This window comes from Micromonospora sp. WMMD737 (assembly GCF_049179055.1).
GTDB lineage: Bacteria > Actinomycetota > Actinomycetes > Mycobacteriales > Micromonosporaceae > Micromonospora > Micromonospora reichwaldensis.
Genome location: NZ_JBMHMH010000001.1, coordinates 1,264,848 through 1,283,125, shown reverse-complemented (window position 1 = coordinate 1,283,125; position 18,278 = coordinate 1,264,848). Strand labels below are relative to the sequence as shown.

The window sequence follows — 18,278 nt, the reverse complement described above, 5'->3', positions numbered from 1 at the left end:
CCCGGCCGGCGACGGGCGCTCAGCCGCCGTGGAAGGTGCAGCCGATCTTCGCGCCGCCGGCCATGCTGACCACCCCGACACCCGGGTCGGTGCTGCCACGGACGAGGCAGCCGGCGTAGCCGTCCTCGCCCACGACGTCGCGGTCGGCCAGGTAGACCCCCCAGTTGAGATAGAGGTCCCGCACGCCGCCCGCGCCGTCGGCGAACGGCTCGGCGGCGGGTCGGACCCGGCGTTGCAGCACGTACGGGCCGTCCAGCGCGGCGTCGAGCCGGGCCTGCCACTCGTCGCCGCCCACCGTCCACCCGGCCAGTACGCCGTTGCCCCCGTGCAGCAGCGTCGGCTTCAGGATCAGCTCGTCCTGCCGGGCCCGGGCGTAGGCGAGCAGGTCGACCTCGGCCCCCTCGGGATCGGTGCCGCGCGGGCGTACGTGCCGGGTCCACGGCAGGAGCCGGTCGAGGCAGGCCAGCTCGTCGGCGTCGAACAGGTGCCGGTGCCGGTCGTCGGAGAGCATGGCCAGGGTGCCCTTGTTGCCGTACAGCTCGGCGTCCAGGCGGCTGAACAGGCCGACCTTCTCCTGCTCCGCGGCGACCAGCAGCGGCTCCACCTGGGCGGCCGCCGCCGGGTCGGCCAGGTCCTCGGGCAGGAAGTAGCGCACGACGACGTCGACGGCGCGGCCCGCCACGGTCGGCCGGCCCTGCGGGTACGTGAACTCGCCGAGGTGGCAGCCGATCCCCTCGATCCCGTACCCGGCGAGCAGCTCGGCGAACACCTCGAGCCGGCCGCCCACGACGGCATAGTTCTCCGTCGTGTCCACCACGGCGACGACGGGCGGCCGGTCCGTGGGGATCATCGGGGCGCACTCGGCGTACATCATCCGCACGATGCAGCCCAGCGTGTCCGGGTAGCGGAGCCCGTGCCGGTCCACGAACTCCCGCAGCGGCGGGTACGCCAGCATCGCCCGGTTGATGTCGGCGGACTCGAAGCCGCCGAGGGCGCTGGTGAGGTTGAACTCGAGCAGCCGGAACCCCGCGCCGTCGTGGTAGAGGTCGGCGCGGCCCAGCGGGACGAGCGACCCGACGCGGGCGCCGCGCGTGATCAGCGCCGTCTGCCGGGGATCCATGCCGACGGCCTCGGCCAGTGCGGTGAGGTCCCCGTCGAACACCCGCTCCGGCAGGGCGCGCAGCAGGTCGTAGACGGTGCGCAGGTCCCGGGCGACGGCCCGGCACTCGCTCTCCGCCAGGAAGGCGGGGGCGCTCATGAACCGCTCCCGGTACGGCTCGAGGATGACCGAGTCCAGGGCGGCGGCCGTCGGGTCGTCCGTCGACGCGCTCCGGGCGACGTGCTCGGCGTACGCGCGGCCCAGTGGCGACCTGCTCACTGCGGGCGGCCGGGTGGTCGTCATGGTGTGTCCTCTCGGGGCGGGTGGCGCGTCCGGTTCGGGGCGGGCGGGACCGGCAGTGGGCGCGGCGGCGATGGTCGTCCGGCGCCGGTCGAGCTTCGTCGGCGGGTGGGCGGACGTGCCATTCCCTCCCCCTTTCGATCTGCCGATACACCGCCGTCGACAATTCGGCCGGACCGTCCGAAATTGCCGGCACGGTGGAGCTGACGAGGATAGTCGCAAATGGTCGTGGCGGCGTCGAGGGCGAAGTGCCGTCGGCGCCGCGCGACGATCGGTGACCCGCCGGGCGACCGCGCGGGCAGCTCTGGCGTACGACCTGCCCGGAGGCCCTCCGAAGTGCCGCGGGTGAATCGGGTGGCTGCCGCCGCACGTGGCCCGTTCGCGGGCTCTGTGACGGTTCACACTCCAGCCTGGACTGTCGCGAGAGTGACGTAACAGCCGGGTCCACTCGGCGTGGCCATCTGATAGCTTCGATGCCGACGGAACGCTGCGGCTGACTGAGCGCAACGGCCGCATTGGTTGTCGTGCAGGTAAACGGGGGCTTCTTCGGTTGATACGTCGAGACTTCTGAGATCAAGGTATATGTCCGATTGTTGTTCGACTCGGCAATTCCGGCCGAACGGATTCCGCCGAACGACTCCCGGTCACGACGTGTTCCGACATCCGCCCGGCGCACCCGTATCCCGACCATCCACCGACCGCGACGCCCCGAGGGCGGCCGCGCCGCCGTGGACGTCGCGCGGGTCGTCCGGGCACCCGCATCCCATCCCTCGCCCGGCGGTCGTGGACCGGCCGGCTCCGGCGCCCTGGAGGCACGCCTTGAGTCTCACCGCGGACGTGACCGACGCCGAGGTCCGCGTCGTCGAACCCGCCACCGTCGCCGTCATCGGCACCGGGGCGATCGGCCAGGACCTGATCAGCAAGGTCCACCGATCCGCCCTGCTGGACTGCCGCCTGGTGGCCGGGCGTAATCCGGACTCGGCGGGCCTGCGGCACGCCGAGCGGTTCGGCTACCCCGTCAGCGCCGCCGGGATCGACGCCGTGCTGGCGGCGGGGGACGCGTTCGACGTCGTCTTCGACGCCACCAACGCGGCGTCGCACCTGCGCCACTGGTCGCTGCTGGAGCCGCTCGGCACGCTTGTGGTCGACATGACGCCCAGCAGGGTGGGCCGGATGGTGGTGCCGACCGTGACCGGAGTGGAGGCGACGACCGGGCGCAACATCAACCTGATCAGCTGCGGCGGTCAGGCGTCCATCCCGGTCGCGCACGCGCTCGCCGCCCGCTTCCCGGTGAGCTACATCGAGGTCGTCTCGACGGTGGCCAGTGACGTCGCGGGCCGCGGCACCCGGCTCAACCTCGACGAGTACGTGGCGACGACCCGGCACGCCGTCACGACGTTCTCCGGCGTACGCGACGTCAAGGCCATCCTCAACATCAGCCCGGCGGTGCCGCCGGCGACGTTCCGGACGGCCGTGCACGCGCGGATCCCCGGCGCCGACGTCGCCGCGGTGCGCGCGGCGGTCGACCCGGTGGCCGAGCAGGTGCGGTCGTTCGCCCCCGGCTACGCGGTGACCGCCTGCACCGTGGTCGACGACCGGGTGACGGTCGCCCTCCAGGTCACCGCCCACAGCGACGTGCTGCCCCGGTACGCGGGCAACCTCGACATCATCAACTCGGCCGCCATCCTGGTCGCCGAGCAGCACGCGGCCCGGCTGGGCCGCAGCGCCCGGACGGAGGCGGCCCGATGAGGAACGTCGTGATCCACGACCCGACGCTGCGCGACGGCCAGCACGCGGTCCGCCACCAGCTCGGGGCCGTCGCCCTGCGCCGGTACGCGGAGGCCGCGGACGCGGCGCGGATCCCGGTGGTCGAGGTCGGCCACGGCAACGGTCTCGGCGCGTCGTCCCTACAGGTCGGTCAGGCCGCGGTCAGCGACGACGAGATGCTGTCGACGGTCCGGGAGGCGCTGCGGCACAGCCGGATGGGCGTGTTCATGCTGCCGGGCTGGGGCACCTCCGACGACCTGCGGCGCGCGATCGGCCACGGCGCCGACGTCGTCCGCATCGGCGTGCACGCCACCGAGACGTCGCTGGCCGAGCGCCACCTCGACGTCCTGCGCGAGGCCGGCGCCGAGGCGCACTGCGTGCTGATGATGAGCCACATGGCGTCCCCCGCCGAGCTGGCCGAGCACGCCGCGCAGGCCGTCGCGTACGGCGCGCAGGCGGTCGGGATCATGGACTCGGCGGGGCACTTCCTGCCCGACGACGTCACCGCGCGGATCGGCGCGATCGCCGCGGCGGTCGACACGCCGGTGATCTTCCACGGCCACGACAACCTCGGCATGGCCGTCGCCAACTCGGTGGCCGCGGCGCGGGCCGGCGCCCTGATCATCGACGGTTGCGCGCGGGGCTTCGGCGCCGGGGCGGGCAACACCCAGCTCGAAGTGCTCGTCCCCGTGCTGGAGCGCAGCGGCTTCGCGACCGGCATCGACCTGTACGCGCTCCTCGACGCCGCCGACCTCGCGGAACGCGAGCTCATGCCCGCACCTCCGGTCACCGCCTCGATGTCCATCGTGAGCGGCCTGGCCGGGGTGTTCTCCGGGTTCAAGCACCGGGTGGTCGAGCTGTCCGGCCGCGCCGGCGTCGACGCGCGCGACGTGTTCTTCGAGCTCGGCAGGCGGCAGGCCATCGCCGGCCAGGAGGACCTGATCGTGGACGTGGTGGCGGAGTTGAGCGCCCGCAGGGCCAACGCGTGACCGGCCGCGCACCGCGGCCCTCAGCAGTGAGGAAAGGCGACATGGGAGTTCCGGACGCAGTGTCCAACGCGAACGGGTCGGCGGGTGTCCCCGTGGCCCGCATGACCTTCGACGAGTTCATGGCCGTCGGCCCCGGCGGCCTGTTCAAGGCCGACGTGCCCGTGGTGATCGCGCTGCCGCCCGACGTGCAGGGGCTCGGCCGCGACGGCGTGGCGAGCCGGCTGGCCGACATGACCGTCACCCTGTTCACCGAGCCGGGCGACAAGAACCACCCGGGGCGCTGGGAGACCCGCGACATCAAGCTGCGCGACTTCTTCGCCGACGAGCGGCACCTGAAGACCCCGGGCACGTGGCACCGGGTGGTGTCGAACATCCGCAACAGCCCGGCCGACGTGAACGCCGTCATCGGCTTCGACGCGGACAAGTTCTTCGGCTACGGCGACTCGCTGTACGCGGCGAACCTGTGGATCAGCCACCGCGGCGTGTTCACCAAGAACCACTTCGACGAGTTCGAGAACTTCAACATCGCGCTGGAGGGCCGCAAGCGGTTCATCATCGCCCCGCCCGGTTCCCGCGAGTACTATCCGCGTTCGGTGCTGCGCGGCTTCGGGGACAAGTCCCAGGTCTTCGACCTGGACAACGTCGACCTGGCGCGCTTCCCGAGGGTGGCGCCCAAGTTGGCCCAGCGCCGTGACTTCGTCCTCGAACCGGGCCACATGCTCTACCTGCCGCTCGGCTGGTGGCACCAGGCCGAGTCGCTGGACGAGATGAACATCAACGTCAATTTCTGGCTGAAGTCGAAGAAGATCCTCCGCAGGCCGCACGCGCTCGGCGTCGCGCTGTACACGTACGCCTACCGGAGGGTCAAGGGTGTCTACAGCTACAAGCCCACCGAGGTGAACTCCTGATGAGCGAGCGCAAGTCCATCACCCCCACCCACCGCTACCGCAACAACGACAAGCTCATCGGTGTGGGGAACACCTTCTGGAACATGTCCGAGGAGCACGGGGTCGCGGGCATCGTCGGCGACCTCTCCGACGGCGTGTTCCGGATGGCCGACGGCCACGAGTTCGTCAACTTCACCGTCTGCTCCTACCTGGACCTCGACACCCATCCCAAGGTGATCGACGGGGCGGTCGCCGCGCTGCGCCGCTTCGGCGTGCTGGACCACTGCATCCCGCGCACCCGCGTGCAGACGACGGTGCTGCTGGAGCTGGAGGAGTCGCTGGGCGAGCTGTTCGACGCCATGGTGATCAGCGCGATCTCCACGGCGGCGGCCAGCACCGGCCTGCTGCCGCTGATCGCGTCGGGGCACCTCGGCAACGGCACCCGGCCGCTGATGGTCTTCGACAAGAACGCGCACGTGTCGATGGCCAACGCCAAGCCGAACTGCGCCGACGAGTCCGAGGTCGTCACCTGCCGCCACCACGACCTCGACTACCTCGAGGACATGTGCCGCACCTACGAACGCGTCTGCTACGTCGTGGACGGCTCGGACAGCCTCGGCGGCTACGCGCCCGTCGAGGAACTGGCCGTGCTGCAGGACAAGTACAACATGATGGTCTTCTACGACGACTCGCACTCGCTGTCGGCGTACGGCGAGCGCGGCATCGGCTACGTCCGGTCGCACTGCCCGGTGCGCGACGACCGCACCATCACCGTCGCGACCCTGAGCAAGGGCTTCGGGGCGGGCGGCACGGCGATCCTGCTCGACGGCTTCCCCAAGGAGACGCGGCGGATCGTCGAACGCTTCGCGGGACCCCTGGGCTACTCGCAGAAGATGAACGCCGCCGCCGTGGGCGCCGCGCTCGCCTCGGCGGAGATCCACCGCACCGAGGAGCTCACCCGGTTGCAGGGGCGGCTGCGGGCCAACATCGCGCTGTTCGATTCCCTGCTGGCCACCGAGCAGTCCGGCAGCACGTACCCGATCCGGGTCGTGCCGATGAGCGACGAGACCGTCGTCGAGGCGGCCCAGCGGGTCTTCGCGGCCGGGTTCTACACCTCGCCGGTGTTCTTCCCGATCGTCGCCCGCGGCACCGCCGGGCTGCGGGTCATGCTGCGCGCGGGCCAGACCGAGGAGCAGATCACCCGGCTGTGCTCCGTGCTCGTCGAGGCGGGCGCCCGCCCGGCCGACGCGCGACCCGAGCCGGTGACCCGGTGACCGGGGCCGCGCGGGCGATCCCGCGCAGCATCCTCTACACCCCGGCGCTGTCGCTGGACCGGGTCGTCAAGGCGTGGTCCTACGACGCGGACGTGCACCTGATCGACCTGGAGGACTCCGTACCGGCGGCCGAGAAGCCGGCCGCGCGCACCGTGTGCCGGGCCGCCCTGGAGAAGGCGCCCCGGCCGGAGAACGTCGCGGTGCGCATCAACCAGCTGGGCAGCGTCGCGGCGGTGCAGGACCTGGTGGCCCTCACGGAGTGTTCGGTGCGGCCCGGCATCGTCATGATGACGATGGTGACGTCGGCGGCCGAGGTGGCCCTGCTGCGGCAGATCCTGGCCAGCGCGGACGCCCACCCGGAGATCTACGTGACGGTGGAGACCGTGGAGGCGGTCACGGAGATCGACGCGATCGCCGGGGCGAGTGACGGGCTGGTCCTCGGCTCGGCCGATCTGGCCGCCACGCTCGGGGTCGAGATCACCTGGGAGGCCATGCTCGCCGCCCGGCAGGCGATGGCGCTGGCCTGCGCCCGCCACGGCACCGCCTGCATCGACACCGCCAACTTCCGGCTCGCCGAGCCGGCCGTCCTGGCGCAGGAGACCGCCCGCGTGCGGGCGCTCGGCTTTCACGGCAAGGCGACGGTGCACCCGGGCGAGCTCGACGAGATCAACCGGGTGCTGCGCCCCCAGGCCGACGACCTGCGCCTGGCGCGCAGGGTGGCCGACGCCGTACGGGCGGCCAACGGCGGGATCGCCGTGCTGGACGGCAACATGGTCGGCCCGCCGTTCGCCCGGATGGCCCGCGCCACCGTGTCGCGCGAGGACGCCTGGGCCGCCCGCTTCGGCACCGAGGGAGCTGCCGGATGACCGGGCCGGTGACGGTCGACGCCGCACAGATGGCGGGCACGCCCCAGCTCGTGCGGGTGATCGACGCGCTGGGCGAGATGTTCGCGGACCTGGTCGCCGGCCGGACCGACTCCCCGGCGCGCACCGTCATCGAGCACGGCCCCCAGCGGGTCCTGCTGGTCAGCCCCGCGGTCTGGGAGCGGCGCGGGGTGGGCAGTGTCAAGATCACCACGCTCACCCCCGACAACCCCGGCCGGGGCCTGCCGCTGATCCACGGGGTCGTCGCGCTGACGGACCTGGCCACCGGGCAGATCACGGCCCTGCTCGACGGCGCGGAGCTGACCGCCGTGCGCACCGGTGCGGTCGCCGCCCTGGCGGCCCGCTGGTGCGCCGCCGAGGACGCCGAGGACCTCGCGGTCATCGGGGCCGGGGTGCAGGCGCGGTCGCTGGTGCGCGCCGTGTCGGCGGTGCGCCGGATCCGCAGCGTACGGGTGTTCTCGCGGACCCGGGACCGGGCGGAGCAGTTCGCCGACTGGGTGCGCGACGCCGTGCCCCACCCGGTGCACGCGAGCGTCTGCGACAGCGCCAAGGCCGCCGTCGCCGACGCGGCGATCATCTGCACGGCGACCTCCACCAGCGACAACACGCCGCTGGTGGAGGCGGACTGGGTGGCGCCCGGGGCGCACGTCAACGTCATCGGCGGCACCCACCCGGACGCGATCGAACTCGACCCCGCCCTGCTGGCCGACGCCGTGGCGGTCGTCGAGGAGCGCACCGCCGCGCTGGACGGCGCCGGTGAGGTGCGCGCCGCCCTGGCCGCCGGCCTGATCGGCGTGGACGACCTGCACGAGCTGGGCACGCTGGTCACCGGCGGGGTGCGCGTCGGCGGGCGGACATCGGTCCTGCGTACGGTCGGGATGGCCATCGAGGACACCGCCGCCGCCGTGGCGCTGCACGAGGGGGCGGCGTCCGTGGCGTAGGTCAGGAGGCGCTCTCCCGGCAGCGGACCATGAAGGAGCGCTCGAAGACGATGACCGTCTCGCCGGTGGACTTCGTGCCCGTCGTCTCCACCGTGACGATGCCCTGGCCGGGCCGGGACCGGCTCAGGCGCTTGTCGAGGATGCGGCTGGTGGCGTACAACGTGTCCCCTACGAACACCGGCTCCCGCAGGCGGACCTTGTCCCAGCCGAGGTTCGCCACCGCCCGCGCGGACAGGGCCTGCACGGTCATGCCGCCGATCAGGCACAGGGTGATCCCGCTGTTGACGAGCACCCGCCCGTACTCGCTGCCCGCGCCGTAGTGCTCGTCGAAGTGCAGCGGGTGCTGGTTCATGGTGAGCAGGGTCAGCCAGGTGTTGTCGGTCTCGGAGATGGTGCGGCCGGGCCAGTGCCGGATCACCATGCCGGGCTCGAAGTCCTCGTAGTCCCCGCCGTGCTCTTCGCGGTACTCGTTGCCCTGAACGTGACGCAAGGTCATCGGCGGTTCTCCCGTGTCGGAGGTGGACGAACCGACGCGGTCCCCGTCGGACGTGAATGTTAGTCTATGTCGATCATCGTTTCGGAGATACCGGCCCCGCGGCGAGCACGCACCGGCGCCGGCCCGACGTGCGATTCCGGGGAGCGTCAGATGACCGTGCGCGAGCATGTCGGCAGTGCGGGGCCGGCCGGGCATCCGTGGTTCGGCACCCACCGCGTGGCGCCGGCCGCGCCGGCGGAGACGATCCGCGGGATGCTCCGCCACGAGCTGCGGGACACGGGCTGGCCCTACCAGCGGCTGCTGCCGGCGGCACCGATCGCCATCCCGCGCGCGTCCTACGCCGAGATCTTCCGGGCGGCCGCCGCGCTGGTCGACCTGCTCCGCCGCACCGCCCTCGAGACGGCCCCCACCACGCAGGGCCGGCTGGCGGCCTACCGCATGCCGCAGAGCGAGGACCAGCTGTTCGTGCGGGACCCGTTCGTCGAGGAGCGCTATCCGGACTGCGTCGTGCGGCCGGACGTGGTCATCGGGCCGGACGGGCCCCAGTTCCTGGAGTTCAACGTCAGCGGCGCGCTCGGCGGCGTGGTGGAGACGCGCAGCCGCCTCGAGGTGTGGCGCAGGCTGCACGCCGACGCGGAGGGCAGGACCCCGTTCAGCTCCCCGGACCCGTTCGCCGTACGCGCCGAGATGTACCGCTCGCTCTGCGCCGAGCTGGGGCTGGCGCCCCGGGTGGCCATCGTCGGCAGCGCCCGGGTCTACGGCGTGCAGAGCCGTTACTTCCAGCTGGAGGCCGACTACCTCAACAACCACGGCCTCACCGCCCGCTTCTTCGAGCCCGAGGAGCTGCCGGAGGCGTGGGACTGCCCGCCCCACCTGCGCTACCCGATCGGGCTGCGCAACTTCACCATCCCGGACTGGCTCGACGCCGGTCTCGACACCAGCTACGTGCAGGACGCGCTCGACAACGGCTGCCTGCTCGTGGGCACCCAGACGTCGACCTTCATGCACAGCAAGCTGACCATGGGCCTGCTCTCGGAGGGCCGGCCGTGGATGAGCGCGGCCGACCGGAGCCTCGTCGACAGGTACGTGCCGTGGACGCGGATCCTCGCGGACCGCCGCACCAGCCGCGCGGGTCGGGAGGTCGAGCTGCTCCCGTTCGTCGTGGCGAACCGGGACCTGCTGGTGCTCAAGGCGGGCCTGGGGGAGAGCGGCAAGCAGGTGGTCATCGGCGGCGAGGTCGACCAGGCGACGTGGGAGTCCGCCGTCGCCGAGGCCGCCGCCGACGGCACCAGCGTGGTGCAGGACTTCGTGGCGCCACGCACGTGCCGGGTCTCGCTCGTCGCCGACGGCGCCGACGAGCCCCACGACGTCGAGGTCGCCCCGGTGATCGGGCCGCTGCTGTTCGGCGGCCGCGCGGCGGGCCTGTTCTGCCGCTACTACGGCGACGGCTCCGCCGGGATCGTCAGCGCCCGGGGGCGCGACAGCGGCTCCGACAACTGCATGGTGGCCGTCTGACCACACCGGACGCGTCGTCGTCCGCCGCGCGGCCCCGACGATAGGGGGTCCGCGGCACGAATGAGGTGTTGTCGCGGTGCGGCCCCCGTGTCACGATCGCTGCCACCGCAAGCCCGTGCCGCGCGGCCCCACGGTCGACCGGCGACCTGTCGGCCCGCCGCCGTCGAACCGAAGGGACCTGCCATGCCCGCCGATCCCGAGGTGCCCGGACCGCCGACCGGGTGGCACCCCGACCGGGCGGTGCCCGCGCTGATCTGGGCGGCCGCGCAACGGCACGGTCACCGTACGGCCGTCGTCGGCGCGGACGCGACGCTGAGCTACGCCGAGCTGCGCCACGCCGTCGCGGGTCTCGCCGACGTGTTGCGGCGCCACGGTGCGACAGCCGCCCCCGTGGCCGTCCTGGCCGACCGGGGCGCCGCCCAGCTGGTGGCGTGCCTGGCCGCGCTGCACGCCGGGGCCGGCTACGCCTGCGTGGACGTCAACCAGCCCCGGGCCCGCGTCGAGAGCCAGCTGCGCGGCTGCGGGGCCGCCGTCGTGGTGACGGATCGCGACGACCCGCCGGTGTCCGGGCAGGTGGTGCTCGCCGTCGACCTGGCCGGCTGGACCGGCGCGGGGGCGGCGGCGGAGCGCGCCGGGGCGCTGGGCGGACCGCCGCCGGTCGCGGGGGACCAGCTCGCCTACACCGTGTTCACGTCCGGCTCCACCGGCGTACCCAAGGTCGTCGAGATCCCGCACGCGGCCCTGGCCAACTACGCGGCCTTCGTCGCCCGGCTGGTCGAGCCGGAACGGGCCGACGGCGAACGGCTGCGCTTCGCGTCGGTGACCAGCCTCGCCACGGACCTCGGGCACACCGCGGTCTTCCCGGCGCTCACCGGGGGAGACACGGTCCACCTGGTGCCCACCGAGACCGCGACGGACCCGGACGACTTCGCCGACTACCAGGACGAGCACCGCGTCGACGTCCTGAAGATCACCCCGTCCCACCTGGCGGCGCTGCTCGACGAGGCGGCGGAGCGGGCCCTGCCCCGCCGCCTGCTCATCTTCGGTGGTGAGGTGTGCCGGTGGGAGCTGGTGGACCAGGTCCGCGAGCTGTCGGACGTGCGGATGGTCAACCACTACGGCCCGACCGAGACCACCGTCGGCGCGCTCACCTTCGAGGTGCCGACCGACCCGGCGGCACGCCCGGGCACCGCCACCGTGCCGATCGGCCGCCCGATCGACAACGCGCGGGTCGCCGTCGTCGACGCCGACCTGCGCCCGGTCGCGGCGGGCGTCGAGGGGGAGCTGGTGATCTTCGGCGCGGGGCTCGCCCGCGGCTACCGCGACGACCCCGCGACGACCGGCGAGATGTTCCCGACCGACCATCCCGAAGGCCGGTGCTACCGCACGGGCGACCTGGTGACCCGCCACCCCGACGGGCTGGTGGAGTTCCACGGCCGCCGCGACGGCCAGGTCAAGATCCGGGGCCACCGCGTCGAGCTGGGCGAGGTGGAACAGGCGGTACGCCGGTGCGCCGGGGTGCGCCGGGCGGCGGTGGTGCCGGTCGCCGGGGCCGGCTCCGTCCCGCGCCTCGTCGCGTACGTCGTGCCGAGCGAGCCGCCCGGGCCGACCGCCCGCGAGCTGCGCGACCAGCTCCGCGAGACGCTGCCCGACTACCTGCTGCCCGGTGCCGTGGTGTGCCTCGACGAGCTGCCCCGGACGCCGAGCGGGAAGCTGGACGTGCGCGCGTTGCCGGCACCCGGCAGGCCCGCCGCGCGACGGTAGCTCCCGACCCGGCCGCCCCGGCTCGGCAGGACGGGTCGGTGGCACCCGCCACGGCGACCGGGTGTCCGTCGGCCTCAGTCGGCGTGCGGGTCGAGTCCGAGCGCGACCCGCCCGATGTACGGGTAGCCGTCGAGCGCTCCGAACGGCTGCATGAAGCCGCCCGCGCGGGCGTCGCGGTACAGCCGGGACAGGGGGTGCCGGCTGCTGAAGGACGCCCCGCCGCAGATCGTCATGGCCCGGTCGACAGTGCTCACCGCCGTCCGGTTCGCCAGCAGCTTCGCGGTCTGCCACCCCCGTACGACGTCGCGGACGGCGGCCTCGGACCGCTGCGCCGGGCCCTCGGCGGCGAACAGGGCGTCCACCAGACGCCCGGAGCGCTCCAGCACCCCCCGGGTGGCCGCCAGGTCGAGTTCCATGGTGGCGATCTCCCGCTGCACGGACGGGTGGTGTGCCGGCGCCGCCCGTCCGGGCTGCCGGGGCACGCGGGTGGCGTGTTCCACGGCGATCTGGAAGGCCGCCTCGGCGATCCCCAGTGAGGCGCCCAGGAGGGGGAAGTTGATCGCGCAGGAACGCGCCAGGTCCTCCGGCGTCGGCGGGCCGAACGGCTCCCCGACGGTGACCCGGTCGGCGGGCACGACGCAGTCCTCCAGCAGGAGCCCGTGGCTGCCGGAGCCCCGCATGCCCAGCGCGTCCCAGTCGCCGAGCACGGTCAGCCCGGGCGTGCCGGCCAGGACGACGGCCTCGGCGTGCCGCCACCCGCCGTCGGGATCGGCGACCCGGACCGCGACGTTGAACGAGTCCGCGACCGCCGAGTTGGTGACGAAGGTCTTGCGGCCGGTGATGACGTACTCGTCGTCCTTGCGGACGGCCTCGGTGAGCGCGCCGTTCCACGTCGCGCCCGGTTCGGTGGAGGCCCCGGCCATGATCAGGTCGGAGCCGCCCAACGCCTCCAGGATCGCGTCGAGCTGCGCCGCCCGGACCCGGTCGCCGTCCGCCTCGGCCCGCTCCCACCGGCGGACCTGCCCCCACACCGAGGCCATGTGCATGTTCGCGCAGATGGCCGTCGACCCGCAGCCCCGGGCCAGCCGGGAGACGGCCACCAGCACGTCGTGCAGGGAGCGGACCCCCAGCCCGCCGTGCCGGGTCGGGGCGCACGCGGCGAGCACCCCGCTGTCGCGCAGGTCGGCGAAGTTGTCGGCGACGAACGTGTTGTCCCGGTCGTGCCGGCCGGCCCGTTCGGCGAGGGTGCCGACGTGGCCCTCGGCGAGGGAGACCAGCTCCCGGCCGGCGGCGGTCGTGGCGGTGAGTTCTCCGAACACCTACAGCATCCTCAGGATGGTGAGGAACTCCTCCGCCCGCTCGGCGTGGGGTTGCTGCGGGCCGTCGAAGCGGGCGCCGGTCTCCGTCGGCACCGGCGTCGGCAGCACCCTCGGGAACAGCGGACCCCCGATGGGGTCACCGGGCCGCAGGCCGTGTTCCCACAGCAGCGGCAGGACGGCGTGCTGCGGCTGGAAGGTGACGCCGTCGCCCACCCACCGGGAGACGAACGCCCGACGCTGCCGCTCGGGGCCGGTGCCGGTGGCGCCGTGCAACGCGGCCGGGTGGAACAGCACGATGTCGCCGGGCGTGAGGTCCCAACTCAGGATCTCGTGGTCGGACACGTCCGGCACCGCCTCGAGTTCCTCGCGCCGGCCGAGGTGGGTGGCCCCCGGGGTGATCGGCACGTAGCGCCGGCCCCAGCGGTGCGAGCCGCGCACCACCTGGAGCGCGGCGGTGTCGGGGGTGCACGGGTCGAGGGGGATCCACATCGCGCACACCTGCTCGCCCGCGATCGGCCAGGAGCTGACGTCCTCGTGGAACGGCGTCGGGGCACCCGATCCGGCCGGCTTGGCGAAGATCTGGTCGTAGAAGGCGGTGATCGTGGCGGAGCCGAACAGCTGCTGGGCGATGCGCGCGGCGGGGGAGAAGAACATGAAGTCGCGGAAGCCGTCGTGGGTCTTCCACATGAAGGCGTCCCCGGCGAACCCGCCGCCACCCAGCAACGCGGTCGCCTGCGCCAGCACGGTCGGGTTGGCGAGCAGGTACTCGACGCCTTCGGCGATCCGGCCGAGCCACCTGTCGTCGATCATGCCGGTGAGCCGGACCACGCCGTCGGTGTGGAACGCGTCGATCTCGGCCTGGGTCAGGTCGCGCGGTGGCGCCTCGGGAGGGCTGATGTCCATGTGCGGGGTCTCCGTCAGGGAAGGCGTCGCCAGTGGGCGCCGAAGAGGGTCTCCTCGTCCGGCAGGCTGACCGGCAGGGGATGTGAGACGTAGGTGTAGTTGAGGAAGTCGCGCCAGGTCACGTTCTCCGACCGGGAGCAACCGCCCCAGCTGCCGCTGGCGATGACCTGGGTGAACGGCATCCCGTTGTCGAAGCTGCCGCTGTTGCCCACGGCGGTCGACTGGTTGACCATCACCCGTCCGGCGCGGGCCCGCTCGGCCAGCCTGACCACCCGGTCGGGCCGGTCGGTGTGGATGCCGCAGCTGTGGCCCTGCCCGATCCGGCCCAGCAGCGTCTCCACCGCGGCCAGCGCGTCGTCGAAGGCGCGGTACGTCGACACGGTGAAGACCGGCGCCAGCTTCTCGCCGAGCATCGGATCGTCGAGCGCCGGGACACCGCCGGGCGCCAGGGGCGGCAGCGGGGCCACCAGGGCGGTGGTCTTGGTCGGCTCGGCCAGGTCGATCCCGGCGGCGGCGGCGAGCGCCGCGGCGGGTCGACCGACCGCGTCGCGGTTGAGCCCCCGCCCGTCCGGCCAGAGCAGCGTACGCAGTCGTGCCGTCTCGGCCGGGTCGCACAGGTGGGCGCCCTGCCGGGCCAACTGGTCGAGGAAGGCGGCCGCGATCCCGGCGTCCACCAGCACGTTGCTCTCCGACGAGCAGGAGGTGCCGTTGTTGAAGCTGCCGCCCAGCACGATCAGCTCGGCCGCGGCGGCCACGTCGGCCGAGTCGTCCACGATCACCGCCGGGTTGCCGACGCCCGCGCTGATCGCCGGGGTGCCGCTGCGGTACGCCCGGCGTACCGTGCCGGGCCCGCCGGCCGCGATCACCAGGTCGGCGGCGGACATCAGGGCCTCGGTGGTCTGCCGGTCGGTGACCGGCAGGCACTGGACGAGGTCCGGCGGGGCGCCGACCGTCTCCAGGGCCCGACGCAGCAGCTCGACGGTGCGGGCCGCGGAGTGCCGGGCCCGGGGGTTGGGGGTGATGACCACCGCGTTGCGGGTCTTCAGCATGGGCAGGGCGTTGCCGACCACCCCGGAGCAGGGCGCGGTGGCGGGGCTGGCCACCGCGATCACCCCGATGGGCTTGGCCAGCTTGCGCAGGCCACGCTCCGGCAGCTCCTCGATGATCCCGCTGGTGACGACGCCGTGCAGGTCACGCAGCGTGCCGAGGACCCGGCGCCGGTAGAGCGTGAACAGGTGCTCCGGGTCACCGAGGCCGGTCTCCCGGTAGGCGAGGTCGGCCAGCGACCGGGCGGTGTCCTCCTGGTAGGCCGCCCAGCCGAGGGCCGCGACCAGGTCGTCGACGCGCTCCTGTGGCCAGAACTCGACCTCCGCCTGGGCGCGCCGGGCGCGGGCCATGGTGGCCCCGACGTCGGGCCGGGCCTCCTCTGTGGACACCGTCGCGTTCCGGCCGCCCGGGGCCGGCGCGCCCGGCGCCGCGGTGAGCGTCGCGGCCGCGTGGGCCTCGCGGAGGTCACCGCTGGACACTGGCGTGCTCCCGGGTCGAGGGCCGCGCCGAGCGCAGCCGGCCGATGGTCTCCTCCAGCATGTCGTCGGTGACGGTGAGGGAGAGCCGCAGGTAGCCCGGCGCGCCCATCACCGAGGCCGGCAGCACCAGCAGGCCGCGCTGCTCGAGCAGGGCCGCGTGTGCCCAGTCGTCCGCGTCCGGCACCCGGGCCAGCAGGTAGAACGTTCCCTCGCTCGGCTGGACCTCGTATCCGGCCTCGCGCAGGGCGTCGACCAGCAGGTCGCGGCGCTGCTCGATCGGCTTGACCTGGAGCGCGTGCTGTTCCAGCTCGGGCAGGGCGAACAGCAGCGAGTTGTTGGGGAACGCCCAGCCGGTGGTGAGGCGGGCCACGGTCAGGGCCCGGCGGAGCACCGCCGGGTCGGGCATGGTCGGCGGGATCGCCACGTAGCCGACGCGCTCGCCGGGCAGCAGCAGCGTCTTGGTGTAGGTGTGCACCAGGAACGTGAACGGGTAGTGCGTCGCCGGGCTGGGACACGACCGGCCGTCGAACACGATGCGCCGGTACGCCTCGTCGGACAGCAGGTAGATCGGCCGGCCGTTGCGGGCCGACGCCTCCCGCAGCACCTCGGCGAGGGCGGCGAACTCCTCGTCGGTGTAGACCGCGCCGGTCGGGTTGTTCGGGCTGTTGACGATGACGGCACTGGTCCGGGGCGTGATCGCCGCCGCGACGAGTTCCGCGTCGGGTCGCCAGGAACCGGGGGTCAACGCCACCGGCCGGGGGACCGCGCCGACCGAGGCGATGATCGGCTCGTAGTAGAACCAGGCGGGGTCGAGGTAGATCACCTCGTCGCCCGGGTCGCAGACGCTGCGCAGGCAGATGGTCAGCCCCGCGAACGCCCCGTTGGTCAGGGCGACGTCGTCGGCGGTGAACGGCAGGGCGAGTTCCCGGCCGAGGGTGGCCGCCACCGACTCCTGGGCCGGCGGGTGGTCGCGGGTGTAGGCGAACCAGTCGGTGTGCTGCGGGCTCAGGTGCCGTTGCAGGACCTCGACCAGGGCCGGCGCGGGAAACTCGTGCGGATCGCCGAAGGCGAGGTCGATCACGCCCGGGCCGCCGCGCAGCCGCGAGTAGGAGGACTGCTCGAGGTAGGCCCCCAAGCGCCGCCCGTACGCGTCGGTCGCGTCGGTCATCTGCCGACTTATCCGGTGCTCCATCCTGCTCCGATCTCCACCCTGATCCGTGGCCGGCGAGGTCGCCGGATTCACACCTTGGCGGGTTGTGCGGCGGGGACTTTTGCGGGCAGCTGACGCACCGACCGCGCGGAGAAGGTCGCGACGGTCACCAGACCGAGCACCCCGCCCGCGATGAGCAGCGTCTGGGCGACGCCGATCCGCTCGGCGACCGGGCCGACGACGGCCAGGCAGAGCGGGCCGAGCACGAACGAGCCCATGGCGTCGTACGAGCTGATCCGCGACAGCGCCTCGTTGGGCACGTGGTTCTGCAGGGCGGTGTCCCACAGGACCTCGAAGATGTCGACGCAGACGCCGTTGACGAGCATCGAGGCCGCGATCAGCCAGACCGGCGCGCCGGCCGCGATCAGCGCGAACGGCGGAAGGAAACCGAAGGTCGCCAGCACCGCCACCCGCATCGGTCGGCGGGGGCGGATCCGCATCGCCACCAGGCTGCCGCCGACCAGGCCCACGGCCTGCGCGGTGACGATCACCGACCAGGCGGTGACGCCGCCCAGCTGCTCCTTCGCGGTCAGCGGGCCGAGCACGTAGATCGCCGAGAAGCAGCCGTTGACGAACGCGAACTGCACGACCACCAGCCAGACCCAGGACCGGGAGCTGAACTCCCGCCAGCCCTCCCGCAGGTCGGCGAGGATGGTGCTGGCGGCGGCCCGGGCGGGGTGCGACACCCGGACACCGGCCAGCAGCAGCGCCGAGCCGAGGAAGGTGGCGGCGGGGACCGCCAGCGCCCAGCCGGCGCCGAGGGCGGCCACGAGCACTCCGGCCAGGGCCGCGCCGCCGATGGTGGTGCTGTTGCGCGACAGCCGCAGCAGCGCGTTGGCCGACTGGAGCTGCTCCTGGGCCACCACCTGCGGCACGACGCCGCGGGAGGCCGGCAGGAAGAGCGCGGCGGCGGCGCCGTTGACGGCGGACAGGGCGATCACGACCGGCAGCGAGGGCCGGCCGCTGACGAACACCACGGTCAGGGTCGCCTGCGCGGCGAAGGCCAGCAGGTCGGAGCCCACCATCAGGCGGAAGCGGTTCATCCGGTCGGCGAGGACACCGCCGAACAGCAGCAGCGCGACCTGCGCCAGCGACCGGGCGGCGAGCACGAGGCCCAGGTCGGTGGCGGAGCCGCCCGGCGCGTCGAGGACGGCGAAGGCGAGCGCCACCGGGATCACGGCGCTGCCCAGCAGCGACAGCGTGCGGGCCAGGAACAGCATCCGGTACGACCGGTCGGCCAGGATCCGGAGGTCGTCGCGCACCTGGCATCACCTCCGGTCGGCCGGTCGGACGGGCTGCGTGCTGGCGCGCCGGTGGCGTCACAAGCGTGCCCATCATGTGGCAGGGAAACGGGTTGCCCAACCCCTAGGAGTCGGAACAGATGTCGTGAATTGTGAGGTCAAA

The 18,278-nt window shown here is 73.3% G+C and carries 15 protein-coding genes; 8 read left to right on the top strand and 7 right to left on the bottom strand.

What is annotated here, in order from left to right; translation table 11 throughout:
- Positions 1 to 19: 19 nt before the first annotated feature.
- Complete coding sequence (locus tag ACN27A_RS04920) at positions 20 to 1,402, bottom strand: hypothetical protein (protein WP_421450083.1); 1,383 nt, start codon at positions 1,400 to 1,402, stop codon at positions 20 to 22.
- An 816-nt stretch (positions 1,403 to 2,218) separates the two neighbouring features.
- Between ACN27A_RS04920 and ACN27A_RS04915 the strand changes: the two genes are divergently transcribed.
- The 6 genes from ACN27A_RS04915 to ACN27A_RS04890 all read left to right on the top strand — a co-directional run bounded on the left by ACN27A_RS04915 (position 2,219) and on the right by ACN27A_RS04890 (position 8,141).
- On the top strand, positions 2,219 to 3,148 hold the full coding sequence (locus ACN27A_RS04915; RefSeq protein WP_421450082.1) for an acetaldehyde dehydrogenase (acetylating): 930 nt from the start codon (positions 2,219 to 2,221) through the stop codon (positions 3,146 to 3,148).
- Positions 3,145 to 4,155, top strand: coding sequence for a 4-hydroxy-2-oxovalerate aldolase (dmpG, locus tag ACN27A_RS04910; protein ID WP_421450081.1), 1,011 nt, complete (start codon positions 3,145 to 3,147; stop codon positions 4,153 to 4,155). The genes ACN27A_RS04915 and dmpG overlap by 4 nt, the downstream gene beginning before the upstream one ends.
- Positions 4,156 to 4,256: 101 nt before the next feature.
- Positions 4,257 to 5,063: a cupin-like domain-containing protein gene (locus ACN27A_RS04905; RefSeq protein ID WP_421458371.1), complete on the top strand. Its 807-nt coding sequence runs from the start codon at positions 4,257 to 4,259 to the stop codon at positions 5,061 to 5,063.
- On the top strand, positions 5,063 to 6,316 hold the full coding sequence (locus tag ACN27A_RS04900; RefSeq protein WP_421450080.1) for an aminotransferase class I/II-fold pyridoxal phosphate-dependent enzyme: 1,254 nt from the start codon (positions 5,063 to 5,065) through the stop codon (positions 6,314 to 6,316). The genes ACN27A_RS04905 and ACN27A_RS04900 overlap by 1 nt, the downstream gene beginning before the upstream one ends.
- Positions 6,313 to 7,182, top strand: a complete 870-nt coding sequence (locus tag ACN27A_RS04895; protein ID WP_421450079.1) for an HpcH/HpaI aldolase/citrate lyase family protein — start codon at positions 6,313 to 6,315, stop codon at positions 7,180 to 7,182. Before ACN27A_RS04900 ends, ACN27A_RS04895 begins: the two co-directional genes overlap by 4 nt.
- Entirely contained in the window at positions 7,179 to 8,141 is a 963-nt protein-coding gene (locus ACN27A_RS04890; protein ID WP_421450078.1) for an ornithine cyclodeaminase family protein, read from the top strand. Before ACN27A_RS04895 ends, ACN27A_RS04890 begins: the two co-directional genes overlap by 4 nt.
- A 1-nt stretch (position 8,142) precedes the next feature.
- Here ACN27A_RS04890 and ACN27A_RS04885 read toward each other — a convergent pair whose 3' ends face one another.
- Positions 8,143 to 8,637, bottom strand: a complete 495-nt coding sequence (locus tag ACN27A_RS04885) for a MaoC family dehydratase (RefSeq protein WP_393165894.1) — start codon at positions 8,635 to 8,637, stop codon at positions 8,143 to 8,145.
- Positions 8,638 to 8,787: 150 nt separating this feature from the next.
- Here ACN27A_RS04885 and ACN27A_RS04880 point away from each other — a divergent pair, with 150 nt between their 5' ends.
- Positions 8,788 to 10,152, top strand: coding sequence for a hypothetical protein (locus tag ACN27A_RS04880; RefSeq protein WP_421450077.1), 1,365 nt, complete (start codon positions 8,788 to 8,790; stop codon positions 10,150 to 10,152).
- A 183-nt stretch (positions 10,153 to 10,335) separates the two neighbouring features.
- Positions 10,336 to 11,916: an amino acid adenylation domain-containing protein gene (locus tag ACN27A_RS04875; RefSeq protein WP_421450076.1), complete on the top strand. Its 1,581-nt coding sequence runs from the start codon at positions 10,336 to 10,338 to the stop codon at positions 11,914 to 11,916.
- Positions 11,917 to 11,990: 74 nt separating this feature from the next.
- Here ACN27A_RS04875 and ACN27A_RS04870 read toward each other — a convergent pair whose 3' ends face one another.
- From ACN27A_RS04870 to ACN27A_RS04850, 5 genes are all read right to left on the bottom strand, one after another.
- Positions 11,991 to 13,235, bottom strand: a complete 1,245-nt coding sequence (locus ACN27A_RS04870; protein ID WP_421450075.1) for an acyl-CoA dehydrogenase family protein — start codon at positions 13,233 to 13,235, stop codon at positions 11,991 to 11,993.
- The gene (locus tag ACN27A_RS04865) at positions 13,236 to 14,138 is read right to left on the bottom strand and encodes a phytanoyl-CoA dioxygenase family protein (RefSeq protein WP_421450074.1); all 903 of its coding nucleotides are present in this window, start codon (positions 14,136 to 14,138) and stop codon (positions 13,236 to 13,238) included.
- 14 nt (positions 14,139 to 14,152) lie between these two features.
- Positions 14,153 to 15,664: an aldehyde dehydrogenase family protein gene (locus ACN27A_RS04860; protein ID WP_421450073.1), complete on the bottom strand. Its 1,512-nt coding sequence runs from the start codon at positions 15,662 to 15,664 to the stop codon at positions 14,153 to 14,155.
- Positions 15,651 to 16,832 (bottom strand): aminotransferase class I/II-fold pyridoxal phosphate-dependent enzyme, encoded by a 1,182-nt coding sequence (locus tag ACN27A_RS04855; RefSeq protein WP_421450072.1) that lies wholly within the window; start codon positions 16,830 to 16,832, stop codon positions 15,651 to 15,653. Before ACN27A_RS04855 ends, ACN27A_RS04860 begins: the two co-directional genes overlap by 14 nt.
- Positions 16,833 to 16,903: 71 nt before the next feature.
- Positions 16,904 to 18,136 carry an MFS transporter gene (locus ACN27A_RS04850; protein WP_421450071.1) on the bottom strand — a complete coding sequence of 411 codons (1,233 nt, stop codon included), beginning with the start codon at positions 18,134 to 18,136 and terminating at the stop codon, positions 16,904 to 16,906.
- Positions 18,137 to 18,278: the final 142 nt, after the last annotated feature.